General features: G+C 75.5%; 10 protein-coding genes. 2 read left to right on the forward strand and 8 right to left on the reverse strand.

The window, feature by feature from the left end; translation table 11 throughout:
• Positions 1 to 138: 138 nt before the first annotated feature.
• Entirely contained in the window at positions 139 to 1,902 is a 1,764-nt protein-coding gene (locus AB0D10_RS32860) for a SpoIIE family protein phosphatase (protein WP_360262620.1), read from the reverse strand.
• A gap of 425 nt (positions 1,903 to 2,327) precedes the next feature.
• Here AB0D10_RS32860 and AB0D10_RS32865 point away from each other — a divergent pair, with 425 nt between their 5' ends.
• Positions 2,328 to 3,554, forward strand: a complete 1,227-nt coding sequence (locus AB0D10_RS32865) for an ROK family transcriptional regulator (RefSeq protein WP_360262621.1) — start codon at positions 2,328 to 2,330, stop codon at positions 3,552 to 3,554.
• 257 nt (positions 3,555 to 3,811) lie between these two features.
• On the forward strand, positions 3,812 to 4,240 hold the full coding sequence (locus tag AB0D10_RS32870) for a hypothetical protein (protein WP_360262622.1): 429 nt from the start codon (positions 3,812 to 3,814) through the stop codon (positions 4,238 to 4,240).
• 154 nt (positions 4,241 to 4,394) lie between these two features.
• On the opposite strand, the gene AB0D10_RS32875 is transcribed toward AB0D10_RS32870, so the two are convergent.
• From AB0D10_RS32875 to AB0D10_RS32905, 7 genes are read right to left on the reverse strand one after another with little or no spacing between them, the layout of a single operon-like run.
• Positions 4,395 to 5,810: a DUF6519 domain-containing protein gene (locus AB0D10_RS32875; protein WP_360262623.1), complete on the reverse strand. Its 1,416-nt coding sequence runs from the start codon at positions 5,808 to 5,810 to the stop codon at positions 4,395 to 4,397.
• A gap of 30 nt (positions 5,811 to 5,840) precedes the next feature.
• The gene (locus AB0D10_RS32880) at positions 5,841 to 8,060 is read right to left on the reverse strand and encodes a hypothetical protein (protein WP_360262624.1); all 2,220 of its coding nucleotides are present in this window, start codon (positions 8,058 to 8,060) and stop codon (positions 5,841 to 5,843) included.
• Positions 8,057 to 11,836, reverse strand: a complete 3,780-nt coding sequence (locus AB0D10_RS32885) for a putative baseplate assembly protein (protein WP_360262625.1) — start codon at positions 11,834 to 11,836, stop codon at positions 8,057 to 8,059. The genes AB0D10_RS32880 and AB0D10_RS32885 overlap by 4 nt, the downstream gene beginning before the upstream one ends.
• Positions 11,833 to 15,042 (reverse strand): putative baseplate assembly protein, encoded by a 3,210-nt coding sequence (locus AB0D10_RS32890; protein ID WP_360262626.1) that lies wholly within the window; start codon positions 15,040 to 15,042, stop codon positions 11,833 to 11,835. The genes AB0D10_RS32885 and AB0D10_RS32890 overlap by 4 nt, the downstream gene beginning before the upstream one ends.
• Positions 15,039 to 15,467 (reverse strand): GPW/gp25 family protein, encoded by a 429-nt coding sequence (locus AB0D10_RS32895; protein WP_360262627.1) that lies wholly within the window; start codon positions 15,465 to 15,467, stop codon positions 15,039 to 15,041. Before AB0D10_RS32895 ends, AB0D10_RS32890 begins: the two co-directional genes overlap by 4 nt.
• A complete protein-coding gene (locus AB0D10_RS32900; RefSeq protein WP_360262628.1) occupies positions 15,464 to 15,796 on the reverse strand; it encodes a hypothetical protein in 333 nt (110 codons plus the stop codon). The genes AB0D10_RS32895 and AB0D10_RS32900 overlap by 4 nt, the downstream gene beginning before the upstream one ends.
• A gap of 14 nt (positions 15,797 to 15,810) precedes the next feature.
• Entirely contained in the window at positions 15,811 to 16,320 is a 510-nt protein-coding gene (locus tag AB0D10_RS32905) for a phage baseplate assembly protein V (RefSeq protein WP_360262629.1), read from the reverse strand.
• Positions 16,321 to 16,325: the final 5 nt, after the last annotated feature.

The following is a 16,325-nucleotide window of genomic DNA, read 5'->3' on the forward strand; positions in this document are numbered from 1 at the left end:
CGGGCACCGGCCGGGCCGCGCCCCGGGTCCTCGCACTCGGGTCCTCGTACTCGCACCCGCGGACCCCGGTCCCGGAGCACGCCGGCCGGAGGCCCCCGCCTCCGAGCGGCCCGGCGCCGCCCCGGCCGGCCCGGCCCGTCAGCGGGGTTTGGCGCGGGCGGCGAGGAGTGCGATGTCGTCCTCGGCGGCGGGGGACGTGGCGGCGGTGGGGGACGGGGGCGGGACGAGGGAGTGGAGGACGGCGTCGAGGAGGTCGTCGAGGTCGCCGGCGGCGGGCAGGCGCAGGGCGGCGAGCCGGTCCAGGGAGGTGTCGATGTCCTCGCCGCGGCGTTCGACCAGGCCGTCCGTGTAGAGCAGCAGGGTCTGGCCGGGGACGAGCGGGTGGCCGGTCTGCTCGTAGCCGCCGAGGCCGGTGCCCAGCGGCGGGCCGGTGGGCAGGCGCAGCAGCTCGGTCGGCTGGTCGGGGGTGATCAGGGCGGGCGGCAGGTGGCCCGCGCTGGAGAGGGTCCAGCGGCCGCGCCCGGGGTCGGCGAGGGCGAGCAGGCAGGTCGCGGGGCGGGCCGAGTCGTCGGCGGAGATCACGGTGTCGAGCTGGCGCAGGATCCGGTGCGGGGGCAGGTCCATGCCGGCGATGTCGCGCAGCGCGGAGCGGTAGTGGCTCATGTCGACGGCGGCTTCGACGCCGTGCCCCATGACGTCGCCCATGGCGAGCAGGGTGCGGCCGAACGGCAGCCGGACCGTCTCGTACCAGTCGCCGCCGACCACCGAGCTGGAGCCGGACGGCAGGTAGCGGGAGGCGAGGGCGAGGTTCTGGTGCGGGTTGCCGGGTTCGCTGAGCAGGGCCCGCTGGAGTTCGAGGGCGATGCCCTGGGAGCGGGTGTAGCGGCGGGCGTTGTCGATGCCGGTGGCGGCCCGGGCGGCGAGATCGCCGAACAGGGCGGCCTCATCCGAGGTGAAGGGCGGGGTCGCGGCGGTGCGGCCGAGGGTGAGCAGCCCGACCAGGTCGCCCCGCGCCGCGAGCGGCAGGACGAGCAGCGAGGCGGTCCCGGCGGGGCAGGCGTCCTCGGCACCGGGTTCGGTGAGCACGGCGATGCCGCCGGTGAAGCTGCGGGCGGCGGCCGAGTCCTCCCGGTGGCGGATCGATTCGCCGGGGCGGGCCAGGTCGGCGAGGGCGGCGGTCAAGGACGGGACGGCCCGTACGGCGGCGCGGTGCAGCCGCCGGGGAGCGCCCCGGCCCGCCCGGGCGGGCTCGGCCTCGGGCGGCAGGACGTCGACGACGGCGAGGTCGGCGATGCCGGGGACGGCGAAGTCGGCGAGTTCGGTGCAGGTCGTCGCGATGTCGAGGGTGGTGCCGATCCGTTCGGTGGCGGCGTCGAGCAGCGCCAGGCGGGCGCGGGCCTGTGCGAGTTCGCGGAGCTGGTCGCGGGCCGGGTCGGGGTCGTCCAGGACGACGACGATCACGCCGGTGGTCCGTCCGGCGTGCCGCAGCGGCCGGTAGCGCACCCGCAGGCCGGGCGGGACGGCGTGGCCCGGGCCGTCGGGGCCGCCGGTCGCGTGCTCGCGGTCGCGGCCGTCGGCGAGGACGCGGCGCAGGGTGGCGGCGGCACCGGCGAAGGCGGTGGCCTCGACGGGTCGGCCGAGCAGGTCGGCGCGGCGCAGGCCGGTGGTGGTGGTGAAGGCGGCGTTGAGGTGGTGCCAGCGCAGGTGCTCGTCGAGCACGGCGATGCCGACGGGGGCGTCGGCGAGGACCGCGCGGAGCAGGCCGGGGTCGTCGTCGCCGTGGTCACTGCCGGTGATCGAGCCGAGCCTGGCGGCGAGGGCCGCCGCCGTCGCCGCCAGCGACCGGGTGTCCGGTGGCGCGGGCGGGGAGCCCTCTGCTCGGTTGCGGTGCCGGAAGTGCATACGTCCATGATCACGCGCCGGGGCGCGGCACGCCCACAACTGGAGGAAACCTTGACCGGCCGGACGCGGTGCTGTAACGCGGCCGCCACCGGCGCGGCTCGACCCCGGACGGCGCGGGGGAACCGTCGCCCCGGTGACGGGGACCGGTCACCCGGACGACGTGTCGGGCAACGGCCGGGGTCCGGCGGACGAATGCCGGATGATCACCGGTCATACTTGGGCCGGTGCTCCGACACCGGGCGTCCGACAGCGGGCGTCGCACACCGTGCCGGAGCACCGGCCGACCGCCGCCGGACCGATGCCGGACCGGGGTCGGAACGGAGTCGGGTCAGCGTCGGACCGGCCTCAAGACCAACGCCAGAGCAGTGTCAGGCCCGCGTGAGACCGTGCCGGAGACGTCCGCGAGCACCAGACCGGAGGAACCGATGAGCTCCCACCAGCCGACCAGTCGCCCGGCGGCCGGGGCCCCCGCGGTGCCCTGGAACCGGCAGCGGCTGCGCAGCAACAACGAGTGGCTGCTGCTGGAGCTGCTGCGCACCGGCGGTGGCTCCTCGCGCGCCCAGCTGGCCCGGGACACCGGTCTGTCCAAGCCGACCGTCTCGGCCGCGCTGGCCGCCCTGGAACAGGCCGGGCTGGTCCGCGAGGCCGGGCGGCTGGCCCCCGAGCGCGGCCGCACCGCCGTGCTGTACGAGGTCGACCCGACGGCCGGGCACGTGCTCGGCGTCGACATCGGCCGGGCCCGGCTGCGGGTGGCCGTCGCGGACCTCTCCGGGACGGTCGTCGCCCGCCGGGACGTGGCCAACCGGGGCCGTTCGGCGAACGCCGTCGCGGACACCGTGGTCGCGGCCGCGCACGAGGCGACCGCCGAGGCGGGCCTGGAAGCCGACGGCATCGTGCACGCGGTGATCGGCACCCCGGGCGTGTGGGACGAGGAGCGCCGCGGGGTGCGCTACGCCTCCAGCCTGCCCGGCTGGGGCCGGCCGGGGCTGTTCGACCGGATCGGGGAGGGGCTGGGCACGGCCGTGTCGGTGGCCAATGACGCCAACCTGGCCGCGCTCGGCGAGTACACCCTGGGCGCCGGGCGGGGCAGCCGGATGTTCGCCTACCTGCTGGTCGGCACCGGCCTCGGGCTCGGGGTGGTGAAGGACGGCGAACTGCTGCTCGGCGCGCACGGCGCGCTGGGCGAGATCGGTCAGGTCCCGCTGCCGGCCCGGTCCGACGAGCCCGCGGCGACCATCGAGCAGGAAGCCGCCGCGGACGCCGTGGTGCGCACCGCGCGGGACTTCGGGCTGGGCGCGGACGACGGCGCAGGGCGTCAGGTGACGGCGAAGCAGGTCTTCCAGCGGGCCCGGGCGGGGGAGGCCGCGGCGCTCCGGGCGGTGGAGCGGGAGGCCGAACAACTCGCCTATGCCGTAGCCGTGTTGTCCGCCGTGCTGGACCCGGACCTGGTGGTGCTCGGCGGCGGCATCGGCAGCAGCGCGGACCTGCTGCTGGAGCCGCTGGAGGCAGCCCTGCACCGGATCGCCCCGATGCGTCCGACGCTCGCGCCCAGCCTGCTCGGGGAGGAGGCGGTGCTCCTCGGCGCGGTCTCCACGGCGCTGGAGACCGCCCGGCCCGAGGTGTTCGAGCGCCGGACGGCGGGGCTGCGCTGACCGTCGGCCCCGGGGGCCGGGGTGTCGGGGCGCCGGGGGGCGGGGTGTCGGGGTTCCGGGAGGGCCGTGTGGGCCGACGGGTGGGGTGCCGGGGGAGGGTGGTGCGGGGCGCAGCGTAGTGACGGTCACGGGGGTGGTTACGCTCGGTGGTCGGCAGGTCTCGATCTGCCAACGAGTGGGGAAACGGTGCTCGCGGCGTGCGGGGCGGCTGCTTGAATCGCACGACTCATCCAAACGGAACGGAGCGTTCTCCTCACATGCCTGCACGGATACCCGGACGCCGCCGGGCCGGCCTGGCCGGATTCGCCGGACTCGTCCTCACCGTCGGTCTGGCGCTGACCGGTTGCGACCCGTCGGCTGCCGGCCCGGCCGCGCCCGCCACCCCGGCGGTCGCGCCGGCCGCCACCACACCCCCGGACTCGCCCGCCACCCGGTCCCAGCCGCCGACGCCCAAGGCCCCGCAGCCGAAGGTGACCACCGCGAAGCCGCCGACCGATCCGGAGCCGGCGCCCACCGCGCCGGCCGCCGCCGGCGGCGCCGGGTGCGACATCCGTTCGAACGCCGGCAACTGCTACGAGGCCGGGCAGTTCTGCCGCAACGGGGACCTGGGTAAGAGCACGCACGACGCGAGCGGGCGGGCGATCACCTGCCGGATGGTCAGCGGGAAGCCGCACTGGCAGGCCTGACGGGGACGGGCCGTCCGGGGCGGGGGCTCGGCCCGGGCGGCCCGGTGACGCAACCGTAGAAGCGCTCGCCCCAGGTGCCGTGTCCGGCGGACAGCCTCACCCAGGCCTGGGGTGGGGCCTGGCCGATGAGGTACTCGATGCGCGGGCCGCGGCCCTACTGCGGGGTGGGGGCGGTCAGCGGGGCGAAGGTCTGCCGGAGGTCGACGACCGTGGTCGGGCCCTTCACCCAGGCGAGCGGGGCATGGTGCACCCGGGCCCCGGCCGGTTCCCGGAGCAGCGCTTCGCCGGCCGCGTTCTGCGGCCACTCCACCGAGCCGGTGGCGGTCCGCGCGGGGATGAGCCAGTAGTCGCCCCGGATGTATTCACCGCCCGGTCGGAAGTACACCTGGACGCCGTCCTCCAGGTCGAGCCAGGCGCCCTCCTGGAGCTGCAGGGCGCCGCCGGCCAGCGGCAGGGTGTCCCGGCCGCGGGGCGCCCGGTGGTCCCAGCGGCGCAGGAACGGGTGGCGCTCGGCCAGCCGCCCGACCTCCGGCACCGGTTCGGCGGACAGCCGCACCCGGCGCCCCGGCAGGTCGGTCTCCTCCACCTGGAGCAGGTTCGCCGCCTCGCCCCGGCTGACGTACGCGCTGTCCGCGACCTCGACCCAGTCGCCGACCGAGAGGCTGAGCTTGTCGTCGTCGCCCAGGGTGGTGAGGTCGACCCAGACGCCCTCGATCGAGGCGATCGGCAGGACGACCGAGCCGTTCTCCCGGGACCACTTGAACGTGGCGCAGCCCTCCGCCGAGCCGCCGTGGTGGACCTCCACCCGGTACAGCTGGTTCTCCGGACCCCGGTAGCCGGCCTCGGGGTGGGCCAGGCACGGGTCCTCGCTCGCCCGCTCCGGCCGCCGGGCGCGCGCGGCCAGCAGCCCGCCCGGCCGCTCGTGCGCCTCGGCCCACGCGTCGAAGGCCTCCCGCACCCGGGACGCCCCGCCGTCCGGAACACTCAACTCCGAGGCGGGCAGCGCGAGTACCTGCCAGACGAGCTTGGCCCGGGCCGCCGTGTCGGGCATCGCCGCACCGAGCGCGACCTCGCGGATCTCCGGGTCCTCGACAGCTGTGACGCTGCGCTCCCAGACCTTCAGGTAGACCAGGAACGGGAATTCGCCGGGCAGCCGGTCGCCGTCGCGTTCCTGGTCCCGGTAGGCGTCCGGCTGGTCCCAGTACGTCCAGCCGGCGGGCGCCTCCCGGGCGTCGCTGCCGTTGCCCTGGCCGCCGTCGTCGGGCACGGCGATGCCGGGCCCGGGCCGGTCGGCCTCGCACAGGATGCCGTCCACGTAGTAGCGGCCGCCGCCGATGGTGAGGTCGTCCACATCGTGGTTGCCCGGCACGTAGCCGATCGCGAACCCGGCTGCCGCGGCCGGTCCGCCGCGGCGGCCGATCAGGTCGGCGGCGAGCGTGCGCAGCTGGTACCGCTCGATCGCGGCCTGCTCGTTGGCGTCGGCGTCGAGCTGGACCCGGCCCTGCTGGGTCAGCACCGCGGAGTAGTGCTTGCCGGGCCGGAAGGTCAGGCGCGAGAAGTCTGCGTGCACGGGTTCCCTTTCGGAGTCACTCGGAGCGGGTCAGGAGGCGTGGAAGATCCCGGCGTCGGTGCCGGCCGGGGTGTACTCGGCCAGCCGCGCCCGCAGGTTGTCCTCGCGTTGGGGCTGGAACAGGTCGTGGAAGGCGCCGAGTTCGGAGCGGTCCTCGGCGCCGCGGGTGATCTCCGGCGCGCACCCGGCGGCCAACTGGCCGTAGCCGGGCGTGCCGTACCGCAGGCTGGTGAACAGCGGGCGGACCCGCTCGGCCTCCAGCTCGCGCAGCCGGGCGGCCTGCGCCGGGTCCAGCTCGCCGTGTTCGACCAGCTCGGTCACCGCCGAGCGCACCAGGTCCGGCTGGCACTCGTACCGGCGCGGGGTGCGCGAGCACGGCGGGACGTAGCAGAACCGCAGGCAGCCGAGCGAGCGGCGGGCCACCCGCAGCCGCCCGGTGAACACGCAGTCCTCGGCGATCGGCACCGCGTGGGTGTGCACCTCGCCGACCACCGTGGATCGGTGGGCGTGCAGCAGCGCGTAGGCGTGCTCGCAGTCGGGCCCGGAGAGCGCCGGGCGCTCGGGCCCGGTGGCGTCCAGGATGCTGTCGGCGAGGTGGATCTCCAGCGGGTCGGTGTCGACCTCGTCGCCGACGACCTGGATCGTGCCCAGGATGCTGCGCTCGATCTTCACGCAGGCGGTGGTGTGGTCCAGCACGAGGCTGGGCTCCTGCGGCGAGTGCGGTTCGCAGTGCGGCTCCAGCGACCAGCCCGGCACCAGGGTGCAGTGCCGCAGTGTGACGGAGGCCAGCGGTCCGGTGACGTTGACCCCGCGACCGGTGATCAGCAGCCCGTCCAGGACCAGCCGCCCGCCCGGGCAGACGCCCCGGACGTTGAGCGCGTCCGGCCGGTTGCTGTACCAGTCGAGCAGCCGGATCACCGGCCGGGTGCCCTCGGCGGCGCGCAGTTCGAGGCGGTCGTCGGTTGCCAGGTCGAAGTCCAGCTGTTCCTGGTAGGCGCCGCTGTGGGTGATCTCGATGACGGCGGCGCCGCCCGCGCTGCCGGATTCCTGGTCGGCGCGCCACTTCCGGTAGGCGTCGTTGATCCGCTCGTACGGCCCGCCGGGGCCGACCCGGTAGACCGTCCGGTGCCGGGCCTCCGGGCGGTCGCGCGGGTACTCCCCGCCGCCGGTGTCGTCGCCGGACGCGTAGTGGTAGTCGACCCAGACGCCGCGGCGCGGGGCGGAGCGGGCGCCGAAGGCGATCCGGCCGAGCAGCGGGTCGACGGCGACCTGCCCGCGCTTGGGCCGGTACGTCCAGTCGCTCAGGTCGGCCACCGTGATCTCGGCGGGCGGGACCGGCTCCTGGGCGCCGTCGCGCCAGATGGCGAAGCTCTTGCCCGGCCCGTAGTAGTCGGCCAGGCGCTCGGCGAGCTGCCGGCGCCGGATCGGGGCCGGCACGTTGTCGATCGTCGCGAGGTGGGTGGTCGACGGCTCCGGCTCGGGTTTGGTGACCAGCTGGGCGTCGTTGCCGAGGACCGAGAAGGTGAAGAGGTTCCTGGCCCGGTCGATGCAGTACGCGGGCGCCCGGGTGACCGGGTACGGCTTCAGCCGCCAGACGTACAGGACGACACCGGCCGGCGTGTAGCCGCCCTGGCGGCGGGTGGAGGAGGCCCGGCGGACGTCGGCGGTGTGCGCCTGCCCGTCGAAGGGCCCGCCGAGCAGGTCCAGCTCGCCGCCGCGCCGCACGTCGACCAGCCGGCCCCGGCTCAGCCGCTGACGATCGGCCGGCTCCTCGTCCGGGCGCAGCAGCCGCACCGGCTGGGTGCCGCCGAGCAGCCGGGAGAGCTCCACCGCCCGGGCCGGCCAGTCGGCGACCGAGGCGGACAGCTCCTCCAGCAGGGCGAGCGTGCCCTTGCGCCGGCGGTTGGCGACGGTGTTCGCGACGTCGTGCCGCGGCGCCAGCCGGGCGGCGAGCCGGTCGCGGGCCGCGGCCCGCTCCGGGGAGGCCCCGCCGTGCAGGCCGGTGGCGAGCACCTCCTCGTAGCCGGGCAGGATCCGGTAGCCGACCAGGTCGCCGAGGTAGGCGACGGCCCAGTCGGCGGCGGTCTCCACGAACCAGTCCTGGTAACCCTGTTCGACACCGCTGCGGACGACGTCGACCTGCTCGGCGATGACGGCCAGCAGGGCGCGCAGCGGCTCGCCCGCCTCGGCGTCCCGCAGCCGGTGCCACTGCGGCAGCAGCTCCACCAGTCCGTCCGGATCACGAGTCATCGGAGCACCTCTTTGAGGATCAACGTGTCGGGCAGGTTCGGTGACAGCAGGGCGAGTTGGGCCGGGCGGATGCCGCGGAACACGGTCACCACGCGGCCGGGCGGCAGCGGCTGGGTGTCGGTGACGGACGGGTTGAGGCGCAGCAGCTCGGCGACCGAGACGCCGTTGCGGGCGGCGACCTCGGTGAGGGTCTCCGCTTCGGGGCCCCGCACCCGGTACCGCTGTTCGTCGAAGCGGGCGAGTCGGGCCGGGACGCTCGGCTGCGGCTGGGCGAGCCGCTCGGGCAGGTGCTCCAGGCCCTCCGGGGTGAGGCTGCCGGGCACGCCCGTGAAGGCGTCGACCTCGACCCAGTCCACGCCGGGGACGGCCTGGGCGGCGGTGAGCACCTCGGACAGGTGGGCGCTCTGGCCGAGTTGGCGCCCGGCGTAGCCGAGCCGGTCGAGCAGGGTGCGGCGCAGCGCCGGTTCGACCAGGTCCCAGGAGTGGTCCGGGTCGACCTTGACGCTCAGGGCGACGACCAGCAGGACGAGTTCGCGCAGCGCGACCTCGACCGGCAGCTTCGGGTCGCCGTAGGTGGTGAGCGAGGACCGCAGGGTGCGGATCAGGTCGGAGTCGGCGGTGAACGGGATGTCGTCCACCCCGGCCACCGTGACGTGGACGAGCTCCCGCCTGCCGTCCGAGAGTCGGGTGGCGCTCGCGCGCCCGATGCCGGCCCGGGAGCGGGTGAAGTTCTCGTAGTCGGGCACCGAGACCAGCCGGTCCAGGGCGGTGACGGCGAGCGGGATGTTGTGCCTGGCCAGGCCCGGGCCGTCCGGTCCGGCGCCGCCGGTGGCGGGCAGCGGGTTGACGACGGCGGAGACGCCGAGCGGGCGGGTGGTGAGCTGGGTGATCCGTCCGGCGCCGACGTTGCCGCTGTCGCCGATGCCGATCCGGTAGCGGGCACGGACGTTCTCCCGGCCGGTGGGCAGGCGTGAACCGTGCACGCCGTCGCCGAAGGTGACGGTGGTGCGCCCGTCGGTCGTGGTCGCGGTGACGTAGACCTGTTCGTCCGGGCCCCGCCCGGCGAGGCTGTCGACCTCGTGCCAGGCCACCCCGTCGACCCGGACCTCCAGGGTGCTGCGCGCGCCCCTGGGGTTGTCGGCGGCGAGCCAGGTGAGCGGCGACTGCCACAGCGTGAAGCGCTGGCCGGGGATGCCGGCGTCGCCGCTGCCGATGGCCTCGTCGCGGGTGGCGCCCTGGGTGGCGCGGACCACGTTACCGAGGACCTGGACGGTGTCGCGCCGGTAGCGGAAGGCGAGGCGGGCGCTGAGCGTGATGGTGGTGCGGACGGTGTCCCCGGGCAGGAACGGGTCGACGCTCTGCTCGACGCCGGCGATCATGGCGCGTTCGGTGCCCCGGACCCCGGTGGTGTTCGGGATGTCGGTCCGCTCGCCGCTGACCGCGATCCACCGGCCGGGGGTCAGCCCGTCGTAGAGCCGGGCGAGTTCGATCCGGTCGCCGTGGACCTCCTCGGTGACGGGCTCGTCGGCGAGCCGCAGCGGCTCGCCGCGGGCGTAGACGGTGGCGTCCCGGATGTCCGAGAGCTGGGTGTCATTCTCGTCCGACCACGGCTGCTGAAGGGACAGTTCGGTCACCTTGCCGGTGATGCCGAAGTCGGCGCGGGAGATCACCCGTACGTCGGTCACCCGGGTGATGACCTCGGCGAGGTCGCGGCTGCCCGGGATGCCGCCGTCGATTCCCTTGCGCGGGCGCTGGATGACCACCCAGCTGCCGGGCGCGATCTGGTCGTACACGGCGTCGAGGGTGAGGACCGTGCCGGAGACCGGCTGCAGCTTGGTGGTGAACACCACCTCGACCGCGGGCGGCGACTCGTCGGTGGCGGTGTAGCGGTGGACCCGGACGTTCAGCTCGCCGGACTCGCCGGTCTTCTCCTGGCCCGGGTCGAGCTGGTAGTCGAGCGCGGCGCCGGGCCCGCCGTCGACCTTCACGTGGATGCGGCCGTCGGCCTGCGGGCGGGACACGAAGACGGTGCGCTCGGGCAGCTTGGCCAGGAACTCGGCGCTGACCCCGGCCTCCTGGTCGGGAGCGGGCACGGCGGCGCGCACGGCGGCGGCGTGCGGATTCGGCTGCGGCGCCGGCGGCTCGGTGGTGACCACCTTGACCTGTCCGGGCCCGAAGGGGAAGGTGTGGTCCCACGGCAGCGAGAAGCCGTTGTGCGTCAGGCTGCCGGCCTCGACGTACGTGAAGTCGGCGGTCTTCGGGACGGTGCCGGCGGTGTCGAAGCCGACCCGGACGCCGATCAGCGTGCTGCCGGAGAGCGGCCAGTCCACGTAGCGGTCGATCCGGCCGTCGTTGCCGTAGACGGGCTTGAGCGGCGCGGTGGCGCCGAACGGGGTGGCGACCACCCGCATCGCCTGGATCTCGTGCACGGCGAGCGGCGCCGTCAGGTCGACCCGCCGCCAGGCGGGGTAGAGGCCGTCGCGCAGCCGGGGGTCGAGTGCGGACAGCAGCTGCACGCCGAGGTCCGAGCCGGGCGCGAACAGGCGCTGCGGGTCGCGGGCGAGGTCCCGGGCGCTCAGCGGGGGCCGGGCGGGGGCGGTGCGCAGCGCCGCCAGCACCGAGCCGAGTCCGCGGACGGCCGGGTCGGCGGTGCCGATGCCGGGAGGGTGCGGTCCGGGCTTGTCGGGAGCCTGCGGCGGCTCCAGCTGGTGGGCGCGGTCGCGCAGGCCGGACAGCTCCTCGCCGAGGCGTCCGAACCAGTCGGCCACCGGCTGTTGGGAGCGCGCCAGTTCGGCGGCCTCGGCCGACCGCGCGATCACCGGGGCCAGCCGGTCGGCGAAGTCCGCGGGGGTGCTCAGCGGGCCGGACGGCCGGTCGAGGTCGGCGCGCAGCGGGGCCAGCACCTGGTCGTCGAAGTCCCGGACGATCCGGCTGTGCCCGGGCCTGGGGTTCGGGGCGTTCTCGGAGACGGTGATCCAGTCCGCCAGCTCGGCGCGCAGGTCCTTGAGGGTGCGCAGGTCCCGGGGCAGCCCGATCACCGTGACGTCGTTCTCGCGGTCGAGCCGCACCTCGGGCACCAGCCGCAGCACCCGGTGGACCGGGTCGGCGGCCTTGTCGGAGCTGAACACGAACAGCAGCCGGTCGCCGGGCTTGATGTTGTTGGCGGTGCCGGCGGCGAACAGCTCGGCCCGGCCACCGGGGTTCAGCTGTCCGGGCGTCAGCTGGTACGGGCGGCGGCGCAGCACCGCCAGTTCGTTCCAGGCGGAGCGGGCGGCGAGGTCCTCGGCGGTCTCGAAGGACTGCGGGTCCTCGCCGGGGCCGGGGACGCTCTGGCTGCGGGCGCCGCGCGGGATGGTCACGGTCGGGTCCTCGGCGGCCCGCGGGTCGTGGTCGAGCGTGTAGGCGAGGTAGGTGTCGGCGGCGACGCCGGGCCGGGGCCGGTGCCCGACCAGCCGGCCGAGCAGGGTGAGCGAGCCCTCCTCGGTGGCGGTGCGCAGGTAGCCCTCGTTGGCGATCCGCTCCGAGTAGAAGGTGAGCACGTCGGCGAGCACGGCCCAGGAGTCCAGCAGCGCGATCGCCGGGTCGTCCGGGGTACGGACGGTCAGGTCGCGCAGCGCCGGGTAGGCGGGTCCGGACAGCCGGGCGAGCAGGCTGTCGAGGAACTCCCCGTAGCTGCCGACCCGGTAGCCGATGGCGTCCAGTCCGGGCGGGTTGAACAGCGGTACCGGCGTCGCGGTGGCGGTGCCCGCGCAGCCGCAGGTGCACTGGCCGCTCATCGGCCACCTCCGATCACGATCGAGAGCCGGCCGTTCTCCGGCCAGTCGGGGTCGTTGTCGCAGCCGGCGATCTCCAGCCCGCCGAGCCGCAGCAACCCGTCGGCCGGCTCGCCGTCGTCCCGCCCGAACTGCCGCCGCAGCCGGGTGACCCGGGCACTGACCACGCCCGGTACGGCGGCGGCCGCGGCCACCAGCCGGGAGACCCGCACCGGCTCGCCGAAGCCCAGCGCGTCCGGGTGGAAGAAGCCGAGGCGGCCGTCCGGCAGGGCGCGGTTGCCCAGCACCCGCCGCAACTCGGCGAGCACGTGGCCGCGTTGGTAGCCGGGGGCGGCGCAGACCTGCAGTTCGAGGTCGAGCGGCACCACCAGGGCGGGGCGGACGACCAGGTCGTGGCCGATCCGGCGGTACGCCTCCAGGCCGTGTCCGACCGCTTCGAGCAGGGCGGTGTCCGCGGTGGCGTGCCCGTACGGCTCGACGGCGACGTGGACCTCCTGGACGCTGCCGGTCCAGCGGAGTTCGGCGGCGGCCCGCCGGACGCCCGGCAGGGCTGCGGCCAGCTCCGCGTAGTCGGCGGCGGTGACGGCGCGCAGCCGGGTGCGGCTCAGCGCGAGCGGGGCCGACTGCCGTACCTGGTCGAGCGGTTCGGGATCGGTGCCGCCGCTCGCGGGCATCGGGTTGCGGACCCGGAGCAGCGCGTCCTGCGGCGGTACGACGGTGCTGCGCCCCCTCGGGTGGGGCGGCTGGTCCTGGCAGACCACCAGGTGGTTGATGGCCTCAGCGCCGACGTTGCCGGCCGTGCCGTTGCCGATCCGGTAGGCGACCCGCAACTCCGCGCCGGGCCGGGGCGGCTGACCGTGCCGCCCGTCGCCGAAGCGCAGCGCGAGGCGGCCGTCGTCCTCCGGCTCGCCGACGAAGTGCCGGTCGCGCGGGCCGTCGGCGAGCAGGTCCCGGAGGGGCGTCCACTCCTGGCCCCCGGCGGTGGCCCGGACGGCCGGAAGTGCGGCACGAGGGTCCTGGACGGCGATCCCGGACGCCGGGCCGGCCAGCGCGGGGGAGTCGGGGTCGAGCCCGGAGGCGTACCGGCCGCCCCAGCTCTGCGCCACCTCCCAGACGCCGGGCCGCCGGAGCACCCCGCCGGAGCGGGCCCGGGCGGTGAGCACCTCGAGGCGGCGCAGTTTGGCGGCGAGCAGGCGGGCGCGGCGGGCCAGCAGTTCGCGCAGCCCGGCGGCGGGCCGTTCGGAGAGGTGCAGCTCGTGCACCACCCGGGCCCCGAACAGCAGGGTCAGTTCGGCGAGTTCGGCGCGGGAGAGGGGGTGGCCGCAGTCCGCCCGGTGCCACAGCTCCTCCAGCCGCCGGCGGACCCGTTCGGGGATGCCGGCGAGCAGGGCGGCCTGCCGGGCGCAGACGTGCGCCCGGTCGGGGTAGGCGGCCGCCTGGGTGACCGGCGCGTAGCGCAGCACCGGACGGAAAGGCTGTGGCAGGACGGGGTAACGGGTCTGGTCGAGCAGCGTCTCCAGCGTCGCCGCCTGGGCGTCGGCCGTGGGCGGCTCGACCACGGTGCCCTGGCCGTCCTCGCCCTCCGCGTTCGCGCCCGGCGCGAGCTGGATGCTCAGCCCGGCCCGCCGGACCGCCGCCTCGCCGAGCAGCGCGTACAGCTCGCGGACCTGTTGCGGGCCGAGCTGGCGGCCGGTCCTGGTCCGGTCGAGCAGTTCGTGGATCGCCTCCGCCGCGGGGCTGCCCCCGGTGCGGTCCGCGCAGCCGGATCCGTCCGGTCCGCAGGGTGCCACCCGGACCGGCTCCGGCGGCACCGCGAAGGTCTCCGGGGCTCCGCCGCAGAAGGTGAGCGAGCGGCCGTGGTCGACCAGGACGACGTTGCCGCGGGCGACGCTCACGTCGGTGATCGGGCCGCAGTCGCTCCCGCCGCGTGCGGACAGGCAGACCGGGAAGGAGAGGGCGTCCTCCGGCGCCCACTCGACCTCGACCACGGGCTGCTGGTACAGCTCGTCGACCAGGCGGGTGACCGAGGTGAGCCGGACGGCCTGGCGGTGCGCGGGGTCGGCGTCGGCGGCGGCGCCGGTGCGCGGGCCGAGCACCTCCTCGACGACCAGCAGGTCGCCGGGGCGCAGCGCCAGGTGCCGGGTGCGGTCCTCGGGCCGGTCGGCCTCGTGCCAGTCGTCGCGCAGGGTGGCGGAAGTCGCGCCCTTCGGCAGGACGCAGTCCTGGTCGCCCCAGGTCCAGAACCGCATGGTGTTGTGCTCGGGGTGCAGCACCAGGTCCGTTCCGCCGAGCGGCTCGAACACCTCGACCGCCGCGGTCCGGGTGAGCGCGTCCAGTTGCTCGTCGGGGATCACCGTGGACAGCTCCGGGCGTTCCTGCGGGCCGAGCCGGCTGACATCGACGGCGGCGAAGCGGAAGCCGCCGGGGTGGAGGGTGAGCGGGCGGTCCGTCGCCAGGGCGACGAACGCCCGGGCGTTGCAGCCGTCGTGCACGGCGTAGTCGATCAGCCGGACGTGCCGGCGCACCGACACCCGGCGTCGGGCGGTGTCGAGGTACGCCTCGGTGGCCACGGCGTCCTGCTGGTAGGAGAGCTGGTCGGCGGTGTGGGCGAGCAGCTCGACCAGGGTGATGCCGAGGTCGGGCAGGTGCCGCTCGGTCCAGCCGGGGGTGGTCAGGCTCATCCGGTCCAGCACGAGCCGGCGCAGGCTCTCGTAGTCGCGGGCGGTGTAGTCGATGACGGCGGACGCCGGGGCGGAGGGCGGGCAGCTCTCCTCGGTGCGGCAGTCGTAGGGGGAGGGGCAGTCGGCGCCGAAGGAGAACCCGGTGCTCGCGTACCTCGGGTCGAAGCCCGGGTACGGTCGGGTGCCCGGCCGGCCGTAGGCGTCCGCCTCGACCACGGTCAGCCGGTAGCGGGAGGTGTCGCCGACCCGGTCGAGGGTGACGTGCATCCGGTCGTCCAGCTCCGGGTCGTCCGCGCGCTCGATCTCGACCGCGAGGGCGCGCAGTCCGGTGATCCGGCGGCCGCCGTCGACGCGGATGTTCTCCGGGCCGAGCTCATCCGGCGCCCGGCCGAGGAAGGTCACGGTCAGCCTGCGTCCGTCGTCCTCCGGCTCGGCGCCGTCCAGGCCCAGCAGGTGCGCCGCGCGCACGTCGGCGCGCCGCAGTTCCGCCCCGCACTGTGCCGTCGGACGTTCGGATCGCCCGGTCATGCCGCCACCCCGCCCTCGAAAACGTCGTGCCGCTGCGTACCGGTCCGGCGGACCACGTAGGCCAGCTCGACCCGCACCACGTTGTCCTCGCTCTCCACGTCGAGCCCGGCGACCTCGATGACGTCGCCCAGCCACCGCTGCAGCGCCGCCTGGACGGACAGCTGCAGGGTGGCCGCCAGCTCCGGGCTGTTCGGCGCGAAGACCAGGTCGAGCAGCCCGCAGCCGAAGTCCGGGTGCATGACCCGCTCGCCGGGACTGGTGAACAGCAACTGCTCGATCAGGTCGCGCACATGGTCGTCGTACGCCGCCTCGGCGGTGCGCCCGCGGCTGTCGATCCGGAACGGGAACGCGAGGTCCGTCCGGGCCGGACCGTGCAGCGGAGCCGTCGGCTGCGCGCCGGGCCCGGGGTGCTGTGCGGTGTTCATACGCCCTCCGCCCGCTGCTGGACGACGGTCACGATCGGCGGCCCCTGCGGGACCTGCTCGGCGCTCTGGCACAGCCCGATGGCGGACTGCGGCAGCGCGGGGGAGCCGTTCACCCGGATCCGGGCGGACGGCAGCACCCAGCGGACCGTCACACAGGGCTGCGGCTTGCCGGCCACGTTGAACGGGCAGCCGGTCACGGTGTACGGGTCGGCCGTGCTGGTGACGGCCTGGCCGGCGACCAGCACCCGCGCCTGGGCGGGCCGGGCCGTCGCCTGGGCCCCGTGCGGGCAGGTCACCGTCGCATTGACGTGCAGCAGATTTCCGGTCATGACGTTCTCCCCCGTCAGGTCACACTCAGGGCGTCCTGGTTGATGGAAACGGTGGCGCCGACGAGCGAGATCGAGGCGCCCTGGCCGTTGCTGATCTGGATGCCCGAGTCGTTGATCACGATCGAGGCCCCGCTCGGGGTGCGGAGCGTGATCCCCGTGGTCGGGTCGTCGGACAGGACGATCACCCGCCGCCCGGTGGTCTCCAGCACCGTGTTCGGCGCCCCCGGCGGGCCGGTCGTCGCCTCCACCGGGACCTCCGAGGCGGAGCCGTACCAGCAGCCCGTCCAGATCGGGTAGCTCTGGTCGCCCTGCTCGAACTCCACCCACACGCCCGCCCCGACCGGCGGGACCGCGTAGTGCCCCATGCCCGGACCGGCCACCGGGAAGCAGGGCATCGCCCAGGTCGACACGGCCTCGCCCAGCACGTCGGGCACCTGGGCCTGGATGCGGCCGATCCCGAGCGGGTCGGCGTTGTTCACCACCGTCCCCCGGAACTTGCCGAGGTAGCGGGTCGGTTCGGCCATGCGGG

Origin of the sequence: Kitasatospora sp. NPDC048545 (genome assembly GCF_040651155.1) — a bacterium.
Lineage (GTDB): Bacteria > Actinomycetota > Actinomycetes > Streptomycetales > Streptomycetaceae > Kitasatospora.